The 18,665-nt window shown below is 42.9% G+C and carries 12 protein-coding genes; 5 read left to right on the top strand and 7 right to left on the bottom strand.

Annotated elements, in window-relative coordinates; genetic code table 11:
- The first annotated feature begins 400 nt into the window (after positions 1 to 400).
- The 3 genes from HXY43_RS09235 (at position 401) to HXY43_RS09225 (ending at position 4,775) form a co-directional block, all read left to right on the top strand.
- Positions 401 to 2,422 (top strand): S8 family serine peptidase, encoded by a 2,022-nt coding sequence (locus tag HXY43_RS09235; protein WP_290882530.1) that lies wholly within the window; start codon positions 401 to 403, stop codon positions 2,420 to 2,422.
- 84 nt (positions 2,423 to 2,506) lie between these two features.
- On the top strand, positions 2,507 to 4,177 hold the full coding sequence (glpD, locus tag HXY43_RS09230) for a glycerol-3-phosphate dehydrogenase (RefSeq protein ID WP_290882527.1): 1,671 nt from the start codon (positions 2,507 to 2,509) through the stop codon (positions 4,175 to 4,177).
- A gap of 457 nt (positions 4,178 to 4,634) precedes the next feature.
- Positions 4,635 to 4,775: a hypothetical protein gene (locus HXY43_RS09225; protein ID WP_290882525.1), complete on the top strand. Its 141-nt coding sequence runs from the start codon at positions 4,635 to 4,637 to the stop codon at positions 4,773 to 4,775.
- Between the two features lie 157 nt (positions 4,776 to 4,932).
- On the opposite strand, the gene HXY43_RS09220 is transcribed toward HXY43_RS09225, so the two are convergent.
- Positions 4,933 to 6,339, bottom strand: coding sequence for a cation:proton antiporter (locus HXY43_RS09220; RefSeq protein WP_290882523.1), 1,407 nt, complete (start codon positions 6,337 to 6,339; stop codon positions 4,933 to 4,935).
- 99 nt (positions 6,340 to 6,438) lie between these two features.
- On the opposite strand from HXY43_RS09220, the gene HXY43_RS09215 reads away from it, so the two are divergent.
- Entirely contained in the window at positions 6,439 to 6,564 is a 126-nt protein-coding gene (locus HXY43_RS09215) for a hypothetical protein (protein ID WP_290882521.1), read from the top strand.
- 97 nt (positions 6,565 to 6,661) lie between these two features.
- Here the strand turns inward: HXY43_RS09215 and HXY43_RS09210 are convergent, their stop codons facing one another.
- From HXY43_RS09210 to HXY43_RS09185, 6 genes are all read right to left on the bottom strand, one after another.
- On the bottom strand, positions 6,662 to 8,380 hold the full coding sequence (locus tag HXY43_RS09210) for a SulP family inorganic anion transporter (RefSeq protein WP_290882519.1): 1,719 nt from the start codon (positions 8,378 to 8,380) through the stop codon (positions 6,662 to 6,664).
- A 1,011-nt stretch (positions 8,381 to 9,391) separates the two neighbouring features.
- The gene (locus tag HXY43_RS09205; RefSeq protein ID WP_290882517.1) at positions 9,392 to 10,261 is read right to left on the bottom strand and encodes a nitrate ABC transporter ATP-binding protein; all 870 of its coding nucleotides are present in this window, start codon (positions 10,259 to 10,261) and stop codon (positions 9,392 to 9,394) included.
- Positions 10,262 to 10,355: 94 nt separating this feature from the next.
- Positions 10,356 to 12,359: a nitrate ABC transporter ATP-binding protein gene (locus tag HXY43_RS09200; RefSeq protein ID WP_290882515.1), complete on the bottom strand. Its 2,004-nt coding sequence runs from the start codon at positions 12,357 to 12,359 to the stop codon at positions 10,356 to 10,358.
- 93 nt (positions 12,360 to 12,452) lie between these two features.
- Positions 12,453 to 13,292 carry a nitrate ABC transporter permease gene (gene ntrB / locus HXY43_RS09195; RefSeq protein WP_026733775.1) on the bottom strand — a complete coding sequence of 280 codons (840 nt, stop codon included), beginning with the start codon at positions 13,290 to 13,292 and terminating at the stop codon, positions 12,453 to 12,455.
- Positions 13,293 to 13,399: 107 nt separating this feature from the next.
- Positions 13,400 to 14,767 (bottom strand): CmpA/NrtA family ABC transporter substrate-binding protein, encoded by a 1,368-nt coding sequence (locus HXY43_RS09190; RefSeq protein WP_290882513.1) that lies wholly within the window; start codon positions 14,765 to 14,767, stop codon positions 13,400 to 13,402.
- An 877-nt stretch (positions 14,768 to 15,644) separates the two neighbouring features.
- A complete protein-coding gene (locus tag HXY43_RS09185) occupies positions 15,645 to 17,633 on the bottom strand; it encodes an AAA-like domain-containing protein (RefSeq protein ID WP_290882510.1) in 1,989 nt (662 codons plus the stop codon).
- A gap of 292 nt (positions 17,634 to 17,925) precedes the next feature.
- Here HXY43_RS09185 and HXY43_RS09180 point away from each other — a divergent pair, with 292 nt between their 5' ends.
- On the top strand, positions 17,926 to 18,525 hold the full coding sequence (locus HXY43_RS09180) for a cytochrome b/b6 domain-containing protein (protein ID WP_290882533.1): 600 nt from the start codon (positions 17,926 to 17,928) through the stop codon (positions 18,523 to 18,525).
- Positions 18,526 to 18,665 lie beyond the last annotated feature (140 nt).

Raw genomic sequence — 18,665 nt, 5'->3', positions numbered from 1 at the left:
TATGAATTTACAATTCACGGGTATGTAGAGACGTAGCATTGCTACGTCTCTACAATGATTTGGCATCGAACTACAAAAATGTATGCACACATAATTCATGACCAAATTCAGCAACGCCGTATTCCACATTCGAGAAAGAGATGGTTGCGTCAGGCGATCGCACCTGCAAGATTCTGGCTTTGGTGTTTGCTAATTCTTGGCTAAAATTCAGTTTTATAAAGTTTTTTGGCTTTTTTTCTATTTTTCTCCCCAAAGTGCATAATTTGTTTTGTTCACACCAATCAGCAATACAAAAGGAAAGCTCTCATGCTTAAATTCAAGCCTACCAGTTGGTAGGGTTTCGCATCATTTCGGGATAAATACACATCATTAATTTTTTGTCAATACTTAAGTTCTAAATATGACTAAAATCACTATCAACGGTATATCGCTCGATCCAGAAGCCCAAAGAAGCGTGATGAATGCTACTGGTCTTATTAGTCCCGACAGTTCCCAGTCAAATTATATTCTCGTCCAAACAACTCAACCGCTCAACCGAGACCAGAAAAATCAGCTAGCAGCTTTAGGGGCTGAAATCTTAGAGTTCGTGCCAGAAAATACCTATATCTGTCGTTACGAACCCGCTAATCTCAATGCTATCCGGGATCTGCCGTTCGTCGAGTGGGCAAACGTTTATTTAGAAGGCTTTAAAATAGCACCTCAACTACGTACTGCTACACCAACTAGAAACACAACAAATTTACTGGCTCTCGGCAGTGTGGACAGAGTCATTGCCCAACAGCCAAAACAAGTAACAGTCGTATTTCATAATAATGTTTCTATAGATGAGGAGCTGCGCGATCGCGTTGCTGCTGCTGCTAGACTCAACCCTGAAGATCTGCAATTTAGTGGCAATTCGGTGAGACTCACCGTTCAACCCCAGTATCTTGAGGAACTGGCAAACATTGATGAAGTGCGACACATTGAAGAGTTTGTTCCCCGACAGCTTTTTAATAACGTGGCAGTAGGAGTTATTAATGCTGATAAAACTCATAGTACAGCCAATCTTCAAGGAGCAGGTCAAGTTGTCGCAGTAGCCGACACTGGTTTCGACAAAGGTTCAACCACAGACGTTCATCCGGCGTTCACAAACAAAGTCCTCAAGCTTTACCCTTTAGGGCGATCGACTGCTAACGATCCGAATGGACACGGTACTCATGTAGCTGGTTCGGTTCTTGGGGATGGTAACTCGCCAACAATGGGCGGTTCAATTCAGGGAACAGCCCCAAAAGCTAAGCTAGTGCTTCAGTCTGTTCTGGATCGGCGAGGAGGATTAGGAGGACTTCCCAACGATTTGAACGACTTATTCAAAGTACCTTACGAGAATGATGGAGTTCGCGTTCATACAAATTCCTGGGGGGCTCCAACACGCGGGCTATACGATACATCATCTCGACAAGTAGACCAATTCGTCTGGACTCATCGAGATATGGTCATCTGCTTTGCAGCAGGCAATGAAGGTATTGACAGAGATGGCAATGGGGTCATCGATAACGGCAGTATCGGTTCACCTGGAACGGCAAAAAATTGTATCACAGTTGGAGCCACAGAAAATCAAAGGCCAGACCAATCGAAACCATATAGAACTTTGGGTCGCTATACAGTCGATCCCATCGCCTCTGATGGATGGTCTGATAACCCGGAAGGTTTAGCCGCTTTCAGCAGCCGAGGGCCAACTCAAAATCAGCGCATTAAGCCAGATATTGTCGCTCCTGGAACAGCTATTCTCTCGGCAGCTTCGCGAGATGCAAGACACAATTCGTTCTTTGGCACATCTACAGATCCTCTTTATACTTTTTCGGCGGGAACCAGCATGGCTACACCTTTGGTAGCAGGCTGCGCGGCGGTGGTGAGAGAGTATTTTCTCGCTCAACATAGCTACCAGCCTAGTGCAGCTCTTGTCAAGGCAATGCTGATCAACGGAGCAAAAGATATCTCTGGTCAATACGTTCCTTCTGAAGCAGGAGAGATTCCCAACTTTGCAGAAGGATTTGGTCGCGTTGATTTAGCAGCTACTGTAGGGCCAAGGGGCGAGAATGAACAGGTCATCTTTAAAGACGAAAACACAGAACTTGATACTGGCGAAGAGGAAAAAACTGAAGTAGAACTCAGTGAATCCAGATCCGATCTCAAGGTTACTTTAGTGTGGACTGATTACCCTGGCGAGGCACTTCAGAATGACCTGGATTTGATTGTGCGAACTGCGGATGGTCAGGAACGACATGGAAATCTGCCACCGACATCAACAGAGTTCGATCGGCTAAATAATGTTGAACAGGTGATTTGGAGCGATATACCTGCTGGGAAGGTTGAGATATTGGTGCGTGCCTATCGAGTCCTATATCCACAATCTTATGCATTGGTTGTGCGAACTTCTCCGTGAGATTCTCCCCGCGCCGCTTCTTCGAGGACGGCGGGGGCTTCTCATGCCCTAAAATAATTACGCTCCAGCACCGAATTGATTGTTATGAATAATTTACAAAATATAAGTAATAACACTTATGATTTAGTAGTAATTGGTGGCGGCATCAATGGTGCTGGTGCAGCACGGGATGCAGCGCTACGGGGACTCAAAACGCTCTTGATTGAGAAGAACGACTTTAGCAGCGGCTCGACAAGCTGGTCAACACGGCTAATTCATGGCGGGTTGCGCTATTTAGAATCTTTTGAATTTGAGTTGGTGCGTGAATCTTTGCGAGAGCGGGAAATTCTCTTGCACATAGCACCCCACTTGGTAAAACCGCTGCTGCTGACAATTCCGATTTATAGCGATCGCTCTCGTCCTTACAGGAAAATCCAAGCTGGGATGGTTCTCTACGATATTTTGAGCTTTGATAAAACCCTATTGTCTCACAGAATGCTACCGAAGCGGAAGTTTCAGCTGTTATTTCCTGACCTGGATTTTGAGGAGTTGCGCGGTGGTGCTCAATACTATGATTGTCAAGTGGCTTATGCTGAGAGGTTGTGCCTGGAGAACATCCTCGCAGCGCAAGCAGCAGGAGCAACGGTGCTGAACTACGTGAAGGTGAAGCAACTGCATCAGCAGAACAATAGGATTGTTGCTCTTACCTGTTCTGATTGCTTCACTGGCGAGGAAGTGACTGTGAAACTGAACTCGCGCACTGTGGTTGTAAATATGTCTGGCCCTTGGGTAGACCAAATTTTAGATTCGATTACTCCAGATGGATCGACACCAAGCAGCAGTGGGAGTAAAAAAATCGGTGCTACCAAGGGTAGCCATATCATCGTCGATCCCTTTGTTGGCGCACCCATGACTGCACTGTATGTAGAAGCCAAAACAGATGGTCGTCCCTTCTTTATCGTGCCTTGGCTAGGTAAATACCTAATTGGAACCACAGATAAGCGCTTTCACGACAATCTTGACCAAATCAAGGCTGATAACAGTGAGATTGACTATCTATTAACTGAAATCAATCGCATTATTCCCATCGCTCGGTTATCTCGTCAGGATGTGAAATTTACTTACTCTGGTGTTCGTCCTTTACCTTGGGAAGAGAGTAAGCAACCTGGGAAAATAACTCGCAAGCATATCCTTTACGATCATACCAAAGAAGGGATTGTTAATCTCATTTCTTTGATTGGCGGTAAACTCACAACTTATCGCCAAGTTGGCGAAGAAATAGTTGATGCAGTCTACCGAAAATTAGGTTCTCAAGCTCCTGTTTGCCCAACAAAGCAGAAACCCCTACCCGGAGCCATATTACCCAACGATCCTCGCCTAAAGAAAGCCCTTGATGACTATAGCGATGTTATCCCACCAACTTCAATTCATCACTTATTTTCAATCTATGGGGCAAAAGCTGTAGAGGTTTTAGCCTTGACGGATAAGTCATCCGATTTAGCCGAAGCGATCGCCCCTGAATTACCAGATATTAAAGCCCAGATTGTCTATGCTGTAAACTCAGAGTTAGCACGGACGCTGGTAGATATAGCCCGTCGCCGCACAAGCTTGGCAATGCTTAGTCATTATGGCTTGGACTTGCTGCCTGTGATGACCGAAATACTGGCTAAACACTGCGGCTGGAGCACCCAGGATTGCGATCGCCAAATCAAAGATTATCATACTTACATCCAACAAAATTGCATTCCCGATTACGAGCTAAGTGAGCAAAGTTAAATAATCAGTCGCCCCAATTTCCCCCTAAACTCCCGCACCCACTTCACAAGCTGGCATTTTCAGATCGGAAAGTTTCCCTTTTTGCACAAAATATTCGGATTGAAAAGCTGATAGCTGTATTAAAAAGTAAGTCGATATCGCTGGCTAGCTCATTGCCTAAATGAGAGTTTGAGGCTAAAATCGGTGTTTTAATAAGAAAGCCCCAGCGGAACTGGGGTTGATAAGAACGTTTCCTCTCGTCACTATAATCACCTAGTGAAGATTCGGGAATAGGGAATCTCTCCAAGAAATTGGGTAAAAATTAACCCCGGCCACACCGGGGTTAATTGTTGTAATAGCGCCTAAAAACATTACCAGAACTGGATAACAGAGCATATAGAGCGAACGTATGAGATGTATAAGATATTTTTTTGCAGTTATTTTTTGTCATTTTTAAATGAATTTTTAACATGAAAAAATGACAAATCAGAGGAAATTTAGCCTGCTGGTAGTGCAGAAATTAGTATATAGCAGTCCTAAATCATTCGTGAAAAACAATATTCCCGACTTCTCACCAGAAGTCAAGGATCTGTATCCAAATCAAATAGGATTGCTATAGTGAACTAGTGGCGTGACCGCCTTAAAATAGTGCATTATGATTTTCTTGTGGAACAGGCATCTTGCCTGTTCTGGGCGGGCTAGAAGCCCACCCCACAATAGTTATATTTATTTATGCACCAAATTAGCCCGGTTCTTGGTGCATTACGCTATCAAGCTTACGATCCAATCACATCAGCTTGTTCGACTATCTCTTCTGCTTCCACAGGCTGTTTATTAAATGCAACCCTCAAAAAAGGCGGTGCTAAGAAGGTCGTGAGAATTACCATGATGATAATTGCCGCTTGCAAAGGTTTGTCGATCGCACCACTAGCTGCACCAATACCAAGGAACACCAAACCCACTTCACCCCGTGGAATCATGCCAACACCAATAGCCAAGCGGTTAATGCCGGGTTGACCAAACACTGACCAACCTGTGACTACTTTGCCAACGATCGCCACTACCACCAAGAAGATAGCAATAATTAATCCTTGCTGATTTTCAGGAACAGCAGGATTGAGGACACCTAAATCAACCCTCGCACCGACGGTGACAAAGAAAATCGGTACCAATATATCAGCAATAGGAATCACCTGCTGATCTAATTCTTTGCGCTTGTCGGTTTCGTCTAAAACTAATCCAGCAGCGAAGGCACCCAAAATCGCTTCTAAATGAATGGCGTTGCCAATAAAAGCCATGAAGAATGCAAAGATAAACGCAGGAATGACAAGTTTTCCGCGTGTTTGCAGTTTATCGGCAATGGTGACAAAGGTTTTATTGAAGAATTTACCGAGTAAAATTGAACCGATCAGAAAAACAGTAGCGCTGACAATCAAATAAATGACGTTAAAAACGTCTACCTCACCAGTTTTGGCAAGACTTGCCACCACTGCTAAGACGATGATACCCAGAACATCATCAATAACGGCAGCACCGACAATAATCTGACCTTCTCTAGATTTGAGATGCCCAAGTTCTGACAAAACTTTGGAGGTAATGCCGATACTGGTAGCAGTTAAGGCTGCACCAGCAAAAATCGCGGGAATTGCTGGGGTGTGAAAGAAAAACATTAGTCCCGCAGTACCAGCCGCAAAAGGAACCGCTACACCGACACATGCGACAATTGCCGCTTGATAACCAACTTTCTTCAGTTCCCGTAAATCTGACTCCAAACCAATTTCAAACAGAAGGACGATTACACCCAACTCGGCGAGAATAGAAATTGCTTCGCTTTGACTTTGAAAGATTGATGTTGCAGCTTCCGGGCTGAGATTGTCAATAAATTGCAGCACAGTCATGATGACCGAGTCGGAAGCGTTGGCACCGCTTTCAGGAAACACCAGCAAATGTAAAGCCGAAGCACCTACTATAACTCCGCCAACCAATTCCCCTAACACTGGGGGAAAGTCCATCATCCTCGATAACTCGCCACCGAGTTTACTGGCAAGATAAATGACAACTAAACTTAGCAGTACTCCAGTGAGGACAACAGGAGCATATTCTGATTCAGTTGCTGTTGCTAAAAAAGGAAACTGAAACCAAGAACTGAGAGAAGATATGCAGATTTGTTCAGTAAAAATCATCTTTTACGTCTCTGTAGCGATTAATGCTTTGGCTTGGTCACTTTCTAAGAGGACAAGGAGGGATGGGGCATAAAAATTATGAATTATGAATTATGAATTATGAATTATGAAATTTTCAGCCCAATCGCATTCACTATTCATAATTCTCACCAATCCCCAATCCCCATTGCCCCTAATCCCCACTCCCTGTGGTCGTGGGGGCCGGTGAGTTCCCCAATTCCCTAACTCCCCACCTCCCTATTTCCCACTCTTCCCCTCTAGTTTGTCTCACCTATAAAGACAATTTCTGAATACTGAATCGACGTTCTAATGGGATAGTTTACTACTGGACTACAGCAGTGTCACCAAAATCGGCTGGATACCTTGTATTTGCAGAATCAGTTGTCTCGGCTACGTAACCATTAACTAAAACAACTGCTTGTTGAAGTGCTTCTTTACGATCCATCAGTAAGTGATGTGGAGGTAACAGTTGCATAATACCTAATTTTTCTAACCGTCGCTTAATTTTGCCAGTTGCACCAACGATAAATACATGCCGACCTTTTTCAACTGCTTCTTTGATGGCATTTTCAATTGCTAGTGAAGCAGTAACACCCAACAACGGTACATCACTCAAGTCCATAATTATAACATCGCAGTCTTTGATGGCATTATGTTCACGAGCGATCGCTTTGGAAACTCCAAAAACCATCGGCCCACTTAGGTAGAACAGCAGTACCCTTCCATTGGCTTGATCTAACAACTGCTTTTCTTGTGCGTTCAAAACAATGGCATCATCTGCATCAGTAATAGTTTTAACTTCCTCAGATTGCAAGCTAGAAAGACGCTCAATAGTCAAGATATTAGCAATAAACACCCCAACGCCCACAGCCACAATCAAATCCACAAACACAGTCAGGAACATCACCCCATACATGATGATTGTTCCCTTCAGGGATACTTTATGAGCGCGTTTGAGGAAACTCCAATCGAGAATATCAATACCGACCTTGAGGGCAATACCTGCTAACACTGCCATTGGAATAGTTTCGGTCAAATTCGCAGCCCACAAGACCACCACTAGCAAAATAATTGCCCGAGTTATACCAGATAAAGCTGTTCTTGCTCCTGTTTGAATATTGACCACAGTTCCCATTGTGGCACCTGCACCAGGTAGCCCACCACACAAACCAGAAAACAAATTACCAATACCCTGACCAATCAATTCCTTGTCAGATTTGTGTTCGGTGCGAGTCAAACTATCAGCAATTACCGCAGTTAACAAAGTATCAATGCATCCCAGCATTCCCAACATTGCCCCATCAATGAGCATGAATGTGATTTGTGATGGATTAAATTGAGGCACTTGCAATTGTGGCAGACCCATTGGGATGTCATTGATGCGTCTGATATCTGCATTTCCAAAGAAAACCAGAGAAACTATAGTACCGACAATTAATGCCACTAGTTGAGGAGGAGCATAGCGCTTCAATTTCGACGGCATTAAGAAAATAATTGCCAGTGTCAGTACTCCCAAAAGGGTTTCTATGGGATTGATATTTGATAACAACTGAGGTAGGTTTTGCACCATCCCCAGAACCCCACCTTTGGGATTAGGCTGTCCCACAAAAGGAGCAATTTGCAGAATAATCAAAATTATGCCAATTCCAGACATAAAGCCTGAAATCACGCTATAGGGCATGAGGGTGATGTATTTCCCCAGCTTGAATATGCCAAATAAAATTTGAAATATCCCTGCCAGCATCACCACAGTAAATGCCATTGCCAAGCCATTCTCTGGGTTATTTGCAGTCATCGTGGCGACAATCCCAGTCATAACTACGGTCATCGGCCCAGTTGGCTCAGAAATGAGAGTCGGTGTACCTCCAAACAGCGCTGCAAAAAACCCAACACAAACAGCACCGTAAAGACCAGCGACAGGCCCAGCACCAGAAGCGACTCCGAAGGCTAACGCTAGTGGTAAAGAAACAATTGCGGTTGTTAGACCACCAAAAAGATCGCCACGTAAATTTCGGAAATGGATTGTATTAGTTAGTTGCATAAGTGGGGTAGATGACAACAAAACTGTAGATTAACAAACTTCCAGCCTTTATTCAGTATTCAACTGCGCCAAAACATGCACTTGCCTTATAGTAAACCCAAGAAATTTGCTGGATATACTCAACTGCGATCGTGCTATGTTTGATTTGGTTAGTAATGCGATCAAACAATAGCTAGTCGAGCGATACCTGCGTTCAGGTAAAATACCTGTTTTTCTCGGTAGTTGACAGTGCTGGTTTTAGCCTAATGTTGACAACAAAAGTGTGATTCAAGGGCTGTAAAAAAAAGATTTATATATTTAAGTTGTTTCCGCAACAGCCCTTGTTATACATTGACTTTAGTCGCCAGCAAGACTGTTAAATCATTCTTTTTCAAAAATTTTTGGTTGCAAAATTTTAGTCCTCAAATTTTCAAATGGAGAATTGAAATCTTTGAAAGCAACGCAAAGTAGTGCAAGAAAAAATTAATTCTTGCGCCATCATCGCGTACTCAAATATGTAAAGGGTGTATCACGGTAAGCCTAGCTTTACAAAAAGCAGACTACCGCAACCATCAATCAGTAAGCATTGCTGACTTCGGGTACAGGAAACCCTAAGTTATGCAAAAAACGTATTTGCCTTGTTAAAAATAGAATACAGCTTTTACTGCCTAAAAAGTTAATTCCCAGGCAGCAATTATTAAATAAATATTAGATAGGTTGGATAAGTAATACTTTATGTATCGTAAAGAATTATGACTGAAGTTGATAATGCATAACTAAATTTCTATGATAACTATTGCTTTAAATCAATGAATGAAGAATTTTAGTCGTTTACCAAGGTTATTTCATTGTTTTTAACTGGTGTAAGGTAAGTATTCTGAATTTTGCCACAACAAAAGTGACAAAACAGGGATAAAACAATCTACAAGGCAGGAGTAATTGTTCAACTCATAACTTTTGTAGGGGCGGGTTTAACTAAATGATATTGCTTCAGGCAAAACTGATTGATTAGGTAAACCCGCCCATTCTTGCCTAACCTACGTCATCGTGGGCGTAGCGATTAAAGAGGAAATCTAAGGCATAGTTACGCAATTTATAGTATTGCGGATCTTCCATAATGCGGGCCCTGTCACGCGGACGGAGAAAAGGAATCTCCATAACTTCGCCGATTTTGGCGCGAGGGCCATTAGTCATCATCACCAACTTATCTGCCAAAAACAAGGCTTCATCGATATCGTGGGTAATCATCAACACCGTGCAACGGTTTTCGTTCCAAATTTTTAGCAACTCTTCTTGCAACTCTTCTTTGGTGATGGCATCCAACGCCCCGAAGGGTTCATCTAAAATCAAGACTTTGGGACGAATTGCTAATGCACGGGCAATGGAAACCCGCTGTCTCATACCGCCGGACATTTGGGTGGGTTTTTTGTCCATAGCGTCGCCTAGTCCTACCATTGCTAGGTGTTCTCTAACAATTGCTGACTTTTGCGCCTCCGGTTTATTGGGATAAACCGCATTTACGGCTAGGTAAATATTTTCAAAAGCAGTACGCCAAGGTAGTAGGGCATAGTTTTGAAACACCACCATCCGATCTGGGCCGGGTTTGGTGATAGGTCTTCCCTCTAGCAGTACTTGTCCGCTAGTAGGATGGTTGAAACCCGATACCATGTTCAGGAGAGTAGATTTACCACAGCCAGAGTGACCGATCACGCAAAGAAATTCACCTTCGCCGACGTTGAGATTTACTCCGTCCAGTACTGTAAAAGGGCCATTCTTTGTCGGATAGACTTTGCTAACCTCTTGAATTTCCAAGTAAGGCTGACGATGAGAAGTTGCAGTGACTAGAGGCATTCCTAGTGTCTGCTGGGTTGTGTCGGTAGTTGTAAAATTGCGGTTTTGCATGGTGGATTGGGGATTGGGGATTGGGGATAGGGGATAGGGGATAGGGGATAGGGGAGAACACCAGAGTAAATTCTCCCCATCGCCCCATCATCTGTTAGGCTACTCTCCTTACTGGTGTGTCGAGAATAACTTCAGCAACAGAGAAATCGTGTTTAATCTTTAAGTTGTTGAGATAGGTGATTGGGTCATCGGCGTTAAAGCTAGTGCCATCGAACAGATTGATTGGCTGACGGGTATAACTGATATCCATACCCAGTTCGCGGGCGGCAGTACTAAACACACCAACTCGACACACCCGTTCGACAATTTCCACCCAATTTCTCGGAAAAGGCACTTCACCCCAACGCGCTAATTGCGTCATAATCCATATTTGCTCAGTGCGACTGGGGCGGTTGATGGCAGACTCTCCATAAAATTGGTGATGGGCATATTCCCGCATCGGATGTTCTAAGTCACAGGTGGCATTATTGGGATCTTCGATTTGGATGTATTCCATATCAGTGCTGACATATTCCCGCCGTGCCAAAATCTGCCGAATCTCCTCAATATGTTCTGGAAACGAACAGTAATAACAAGCTTCTAGTAAAGCTTTAGTCAATGCTATGTAGGTGTTAGGATAAGCTGTAGCCCAATCTTCCCGCACACCTAAGACTTTGCCTGGGTGCCCCAGCCACACTTCTAAATCAGTAGCGATGGTAAAGCCACTGCCTTCAGAGGCGGCGCGGAAGTTCCAAGGTTCGCCTACACAGTAACCATCAATACTCCCAGCTTGCAAGTCAACTACCATCTGGGCTGGGGGAATAGTCTTAATATCAACATCGCGATCGGGGTCAACGCCTCCTGCTGCTAGCCAGTAACGCAATAGTAAACTGTGCATTGAGGAAGGATGCACTACCCCCATGATGTGTCGTTTGTCGCGGGTACTCTTCAGGTACTGTTTGAAGTCTGCGACGGTTTGTATCCCTTGGTCGTAAAAGCGTTTTGCCAGGGTGATGGCATTACCATTGCGCGTCATCGTGAGGGAGGTAATCACAGGCAGTGGTCGGTTGTCATTTCCTCCCAGTGTTAACCACATCGGCATACCAGAAGGCATTTGGGCAGCGTCTAAATATCCACCAGCGATGCCATCAACAATGCCACGCCAACTTGTTTCGCGCACTAAGTTAACATCATCTAAGCCGTGTTTGGCGAAAAAGCCTTTTTCTTTTGCTATTGCTAAGGGGGCACAAGCAGTCAGAGGTACAAAGCCAATTTCGAGATTGACTTTTTCTAAACCGTGCTTGGCGACAATCGTTGTTTTGCGTGCCCGAATTTTTTTGATCCGTTTCTGTTGGTTGAGGAAGTAAATCATTTCACTCCGCAAGCTGTAGTAGCTGGGATGTTCAACTACTTCCATGCGTTTGCGGGGTCTGGGGATATCTACTTCTAAAATGCTACCAATTTTTGATTCTGGGCCGTTGGTAAGCATGACTATTCTGTCAGAAAGCAGCACTGCTTCATCTACATCGTGCGTCACCATGACGGCAGTAACTTCGTTTTCTTCGCAGATTTGCATTAACTGTTCTTGCAGATTTCCCCGCGTCAGGGCATCTAAAGCACCGAAGGGTTCATCAAGCAAGAGTAATTTGGGGCGAATGGCTAAAGCGCGGGCGATCGCGACTCGTTGTTTTTGTCCACCCGATAACATCGTCGGGGGTTTTTCTGCATGGGGACGCAACCCCACCATATCAATATGCTTTTCTACAATAGCCCGACGTTCACCCGCAGGTAAATCTTTCATGACTGAGTTTACAGCCAAGGAAATATTTTCTCGTACTGTCCGCCAAGGCAACAAAGAATAATTTTGAAATACCACCATTCGGTCTGGCCCTGGTTTGGCAATGCGTTTCCCTTCTAGGGTGACGACACCTTCTGTTGGTAAATCCAGACCAGCAATCATATTTAATAAAGTGGATTTACCACAACCAGAGTGACCAATTAGAGAAACAAATTCTCCTTTTTTAATTTGCAGGTCAATACCTTTAAGGGCAATGTACTGACCGCCACCTGTGAGATTAAAAACTTTATCAATTTGATCAACAGCAACGAATACGCTCATTTGTCATTAGTCCTTTGTTAGTGGTTAGTGGTTAGTGGTTAGTGGTTAGTGGTTAGTTAAATTGCTTAATAACTACTAACCACCAACTAATAACTATTTTTGTTCTGCTGGCAAAATCCGTGTTTGAATCCAAGCCATCAGTTTGTCTAACAGCAAACCAACAGCACCGATGTAGACAAGAGCCAAGATGATTTCGCTAACGTTATTATTTTGATAAGCATCCCAGATAAAGAAGCCGATACCGACAATACCGGACATAACAATTTCTGCGGCGATAATTGCCAACCAAGCCAAACCGATCGCAATTCTCAATCCTGTAAAAATGTAGGGTAAAGCAGCAGGAATGAGGATATTAAAGAAGTACTCTTTTTTGGAAAGTTGGAGAACTTTAGCAACGTTGTTGTAGTCTTGAGGAATTTCTTTTACTCCTACAGCAGTGTTAATCAAGATAGGCCAAATTGCTGTGATGAAAATTACGAATAATGCCGCAGGTTCGTTTTGTCTTAAAGCTGCCAAAGAAATAGGAACCCACGCCAAGGGCGGTACGGTTCGCAAAAACTGAAAGAGCGGATCTAAAGCCTTGGACATTGTTTTATTCACACCAATTAAAATTCCCAAGGCAATACCAAAAACCGCCGCAAGAGTGTAACTAATTGCTACCCGTTGCAAACTTGCCCAAATCTGCCAAAACAAACCTTTATCGATGCCACCTCTGTCATAAAAGGGATACAAAATCAATATCCAAGTGTCTTGAATAACCTGTATTGGCCCTGGCAATGTTGCACCTGGAATCCAAGAAAATAATTGCCACGCACCTAAAAAGATAAGTATGGCAATAACAGGCGGTATCAAGTCAGGAAATTGCTTTTGCAGACGAGATATGAAGCTATTATCGAAGTTATTGTTGGTGCGGCGTCTGGTGGCTATTGTCATTGTTTTTTCTCCTGAAATTGCTGGTGGTTGGTGGTTGTTTTTTAGTGGTTAGTGGTTCATTTTATCTACTAACTACTAACTACTAACTACTAACTATTAACCAATAACTAAACACTGACTTTCTTGATTTTGAGACTCTTCAAATATGCTTCTGGATTTTCTGGGTCAAACTTGACGCCATCAAAAAATTCTTCTACACCACGAGATGTACTTTTAGGAATGTCAGCAGCGGCGATTCCTGCTTCTTTTGCAGCTTCTTTCCAAATATCTTCGCGGTTAACTTTATCAATTAATGCTTTGGCTTTCGTTAAGTAATCTTTTGGCAAGAAACCCCAGCGAACGCTTTCTGTGATAAACCACATATCATGGCTTTTATATGGATAAGAAACGTTTCCTTTTTCATCTTTCCAGTAGTACGCTGCCATTGATTTATCGTCAATCTTGCGACCATCACCCATGTCATATTGACCTTGGTATGGACCTTCAAGTATTTCTGCTGGCAGGTTGAAATAATTTCTTCCTCCAAGGATTTGTGCTGCTTCTTTGCGGTTCTCAAAGTTATCCAACCATTGCTGCGCTTCCATAATGCCTTTTAAAAGCGCTTTGGTCGCTTTGGGATTTTTATCAACCCAGTCTGCCCTCATGGCAAAGTATTCTTCAGGGTGATTCTTCCAAATTTCTGCTGTTAATGCTGCTAAAAAGCCAATTTTGTCTTTAACAATGCGGTAGGGCCAAGGATCACCTGTACTGAAAGCATCCATTGTTCCCGTTTTCATGTTGGCGACAGTTTGGGCTGCTGGGACTGTTAGCAGTTTGATATCAGCATCTGGATCGATACCACCAGCAGCTAACCAATAGCGAATCCAAAAATCTTGGTTGACTGCGGGAAATGTTTGAGCTGCGGTAAAAGGTGTGTTGGTTGATTTGAGTTGACTAAATAAAGACTTTGCGCCAGCAAGTTGTAAACTAACACCCTTGCCTTGATGTTTGCTAGCAATAGCAATTCCGTTCCCATGCGTATTCAACTGCGCTAAAACATACATGGGAATTTTTTGATTGCCCTTGGTGATTATACCTTCTGTAATTAAATGCGGCATCGGCATCTGCCATTGACCGCCATCAATACCACCACCAGCAGAACCAATTTCTACGTTATCCCTTGCCGAACCCCAAGAAGCTTGTTTGGAAAGTTCAACTTCGCTCATGCCATACTTGGCAAAAAACCCTTTTTCTTTAGCAATAATTAGAGGAGCAGACTCAACTATTGGAATATATCCCAACTTCACCTTCTTTGTTTCTGGTGTTTGTTCGGGACTAAGATTGGCAATCGGCTGTACTGCTGATTGTGTTTGAGCGTTACCACCTCCCGGTTCTGGTGGATTTCCTAAACAACCTTTGAGCAAAACAGCACCCGCAGAAGCTCCAGCTGTTAATAGAAATTTACGGCGAGAAAATTGATTGAAAAATGCAGACATAAACATCTCCTTTTATTAAATGTCATTTTTTGGCATGAAAAATTTGGCAAGTAAAACTTGATGTTTCTTGCACTATTAAGGCGTAGATAACGCTATGTATTACGAGTCGTTGTCAGCCAATCTCATTCAAAGAAAGGCGACGAAAAACCCTTGTAAAAAATCTGTATTTTGAAGCAGACCCATGTATATATTTTTGAAGCAACTATTAAACAATCGTTAAACCTGTTGAAATTAGCTTACAGCTTTTACAGGGAAAATAGTTAATTTCTCAAACATAATTATTAAATAAATTTTGGATTACTCTTATAAGTAAATGTTTATATGTACGAAGGAATGCACGTTTGAGGCATCTTGAATAGTTAAACTACTATAATATCTATTGCTAAAAATCTATGCTTACAGAAACGCTCGCTCAGCTTTTAAAAGTTCATCTAAACTGATTGATTTTTAAATATAATTTGTGAAGAAAACGCATTGAAAAAAGTCAATAATAATTAGAGCTTTTTTTCTATGCTTGATGTAGCCATCATGAGCTACGTAAACCCTATGAATTCTCTTGCCTTAGGGACTTCTAAATAAAAAAACATCCCAAATTTTCTTGTGGAATGGGTGTCCTCACCCGTCACATCTGAGGGCAGGCAGGATGCTCCGAAGTTGCCGGAAAGAACATCTCCCCGGCAACTTCTCTCCACCCCACAATCCGGGATAATTTATTTCTTGGAAATCTCTTAACTCAAGCCAAGCGATCGCTACCACAACCACTAACAATATAGCGATTCCGGTTCTAATGAGATACACACGGGCGGGCGAGGACGCCCACCCCACAAGAGTTTGACTGATTTAAATTTGTACCTCATTTGTCTGCAAACCGCTATAATTAACCAACAACAACGCGATCGCGCCCTTTTCTCTTGGCTTGATAAAGTCCTTGTTCGGCTGCCATGACAAGAGTTTCAGGCTCAGTTTCCGGTTGAGGAATCATGCTAGCAACACCTAAACTCACCGTTAAGACATTTGCTGGCAAACCACCAATACCCGGATACTCACAGGGAATTGCTAAAGCTTTTACTTGTTCGCGAATGTTTTCGGCGATGTATACAGCAGCAATTGCATCTGCATGGGTAAGAATAGCAAATTCTTCCCCTCCATAACGAGCCAGCAATACTGAACTATGTTCTTGTCTGCAATTAGCACTCCGTAAAGTTTCAGCAGTACCTAAAGCTGTACTGGCATAGGATAGATTACTATTTCCCAACGAATGCTTAACGCAGTTACGAATAGTGTCAGCGATTTGCTGCAAACAACTATCTCCTGCGTGATTACCGTAAGTTTTATTGTAAATTTTGAAATAGTCAATATCACATAAGATCATTGATAAAGGAATGCCTGCGCGGGCAGAGTATTGCCACTCTAACTTTAGGTAGGTATTAAAATAACGGCGATTGACTAGCTGAGTAAGTTCATCCAAACTAGAGAGGACGCGCAATTGTTGGTTTTCTTTCTCCAACTCTTCCACACGCATATTAATGCCGCCCTCCCTTGTATGAAGTTGCTGTTGAAAATACAGGCGATACAACTCACATGAAACAGAAGCGCGATCGCCCTCCAAGTTTACTAACCCAATACTATATAATTTATATGCCACTAGAGGCTCTAATTTTACAGGTTCTGTAGCTGCAATTATCTCAGACAAAGCATCTGCTAGTCGTGGTTCCTCTTGCAGCATTAACACATACTGCCTTAAATACTCTCTATAAATTCCTGTATCTGTTGGTGCTTGTTGCAAAATCTGCCCGAGATCGCTTTCTAACCCTCCCTTACCAACCAGATGATACAAAGCCAACCTGACTAAGTAAGGATGTCCCCCCACCATTGCCACCAATTTTTCTGCATCAGAGCCATCTGTCCAGTCTAGTCCGTGGCGTTGCGCCAAGTCCTGTACCTGCTCTTTCGTAAATGGTGGTAAACGCAACGGCAAACCAATATTAAACGGAGATTGAGTCACTCTCAGGGGAACAAGAATTTCTGTTGAGTAAGCCATTACCGTGCGGAGTTTTTGCCAAATCTCCACTTGTTTGGCTTTTTCATACCAAGAACGCAATAGAGGTAGAAAGTCCCAGGCAATTTCTGGATACTCAAATACCCAATCAACTTCATTCAATGCCAGAACCAGGGGAGTTTCTATTGACTTGAGCAAGTACGTCTGGAAATATAGAGAGCAGCTGATTTTACTGCCCATATCCTCATCCCAAAAATCATTGAGTTTTGGTTCTAACTGTAACTCTCTACTAACATTGGCACAGAACCAGCGCAGAAATTTATCAAGGTTGGCAAATACTGCTTTGTCTGCTTGTTGAAAGTCTATACTTACCGTTTTGTAGCCAACATTGACTGCATGAGCCAATATCCTTAAGATTAGAGAGCTTTTTCCCATTCTTTTAGGAGCTTTAATGCAGATGACACTTCCAGGCTCAGTAATTTCTGCATATGCTAACTCTTCAATCGGTGGGCGAGAAATGTAGAATCTGGAATCAAGCGATACAGGTGCATTTGGAAATTCTAGGGATATTGCCGTAGCAGCGCGATTGAATTCTTTAATTAATTGCTGCTGCATCTTACCTAGTTCGCGAGGTTCCAGAGTCTGGCGAAAGTTGGATTTATTAATAGGTTCTTGCCAAGAATCACTCAATAATTGCCATAAATGAGCAGCAACTTTTCTAACTCGTTCTTCTCCGTAATGTGCTTCTAACGCTATGCTGGTGTAAGTTTTTCCCTCCCAAGAAGAACGCAAAACGATCTCTTGCAGCGGCGTCAAAGCGTTAGGTAAGCTTGCTTTTAGTAGAAGTATTACTTCATCTATAGTCATCAATCATCGGCTCTTGTTCTATATAGTAATTACTCAATAGTGATAGAGACTGATATATTTTCGAGTTGGTTGCGGTAATCTTACCAAATTAGCAATATTTTGGCGTTTTTCATAACTTTTCAGTTCATCCTGCTAAAACAGCTTCAGAGTTAGCAGCTACATGATATCTTTCTCATCGTACCAGCAGCTATACACATTGAAAAAAGCAATAAGAAAATGAATCCGACCAGTCATCATAAATGACAGGTACATGCCAGAATATTACTGAGAAAAAATGCATACAAGCATCTCTATGACTTTGAGCGCTACCTCTAAACGTCGAAAGTTACCAACCCAAGCAATAGGAGCTAAAATATTCCACTGGGTTAACATCATTAGCCTATTTATCATGCTCACCAGTGGACTACAAATTTATAATGCTAACCCTGTTTTTGGTGGAAGGTTAGGTTGGCATATTCCGCCCATATTTACTTTGGGCGGTTGGTTAGCAGGAGGTAGACACTGGCATTTTGCAGCCATGTGGCTTTTCTCGCTCAACCTTTTTTGGTATGGATTTTATATTTTAATTACCCGTCGCTGGCGACATCGATTTGTTGGTGCTAATGACATCAAGGCATTACAAAAAACTCAGAATCCCAAGCGCCTTGTTTATGCTTGGCATCGCATCGTTTATACGAGTATTATTCCGATTCTTTTGCTAGCGATATTTACAGGTATAGGAATGTATAAACCAGCTCAATTTCCTTGGATTGTGGATATGTTTGGTAGTTGGCAAGGACTGCGAATCATTCATTTTTCTTCAGTGCCACTCGCGATCGCCTTTGCGATCATTCACTCCTGGTTAGGAAGAAAAGCCGGCGGTTCTGAATTGACGGATTCAATGTTTTGGTAAACGAGGAGAGGTAAGGGAGAGGGGGAGAGTGGGGGAAAAACTAATGACAATGACTAACCACTAACCACTAACCACTAACCACTAACCACTAACCACTAACCACTAACCACTAACCACTAACCACTAACCACTAACCACTA

The organism is Fischerella sp. (assembly GCF_013388695.1).
Classification (GTDB): domain Bacteria; phylum Cyanobacteriota; class Cyanobacteriia; order Cyanobacteriales; family Nostocaceae; genus PCC9605.
This window is presented reverse-complemented; position numbering and strand designations above follow the sequence as displayed.

Excerpts from the sequence above, each read along its gene's own strand:
- HXY43_RS09220 (WP_290882523.1), bottom strand. The coding sequence starts at position 6,339 with ATGATTTTTACTGAACAAATCTGCATATCTTCTCTCAGTTCTTGGTTT.
- HXY43_RS09210 (WP_290882519.1), bottom strand. The coding sequence starts at position 8,380 with ATGCAACTAACTAATACAATCCATTTCCGAAATTTACGTGGCGATCTT.
- HXY43_RS09215 (WP_290882521.1), top strand. The coding sequence starts at position 6,439 with ATGAATTATGAAATTTTCAGCCCAATCGCATTCACTATTCATAATTCT.
- HXY43_RS09205 (WP_290882517.1), bottom strand. The coding sequence starts at position 10,261 with ATGCAAAACCGCAATTTTACAACTACCGACACAACCCAGCAGACACTA.
- HXY43_RS09190 (WP_290882513.1), bottom strand. The coding sequence starts at position 14,767 with ATGTCTGCATTTTTCAATCAATTTTCTCGCCGTAAATTTCTATTAACA.
- HXY43_RS09185 (WP_290882510.1), bottom strand. The coding sequence starts at position 17,633 with ATGACTATAGATGAAGTAATACTTCTACTAAAAGCAAGCTTACCTAAC.
- glpD (WP_290882527.1), top strand. The coding sequence starts at position 2,507 with ATGAATAATTTACAAAATATAAGTAATAACACTTATGATTTAGTAGTA.
- HXY43_RS09235 (WP_290882530.1), top strand. The coding sequence starts at position 401 with ATGACTAAAATCACTATCAACGGTATATCGCTCGATCCAGAAGCCCAA.
- HXY43_RS09200 (WP_290882515.1), bottom strand. The coding sequence starts at position 12,359 with ATGAGCGTATTCGTTGCTGTTGATCAAATTGATAAAGTTTTTAATCTC.
- ntrB (WP_026733775.1), bottom strand. The coding sequence starts at position 13,292 with ATGACAATAGCCACCAGACGCCGCACCAACAATAACTTCGATAATAGC.
- HXY43_RS09180 (WP_290882533.1), top strand. The coding sequence starts at position 17,926 with ATGACTTTGAGCGCTACCTCTAAACGTCGAAAGTTACCAACCCAAGCA.
- HXY43_RS09225 (WP_290882525.1), top strand. The coding sequence starts at position 4,635 with ATGACAAATCAGAGGAAATTTAGCCTGCTGGTAGTGCAGAAATTAGTA.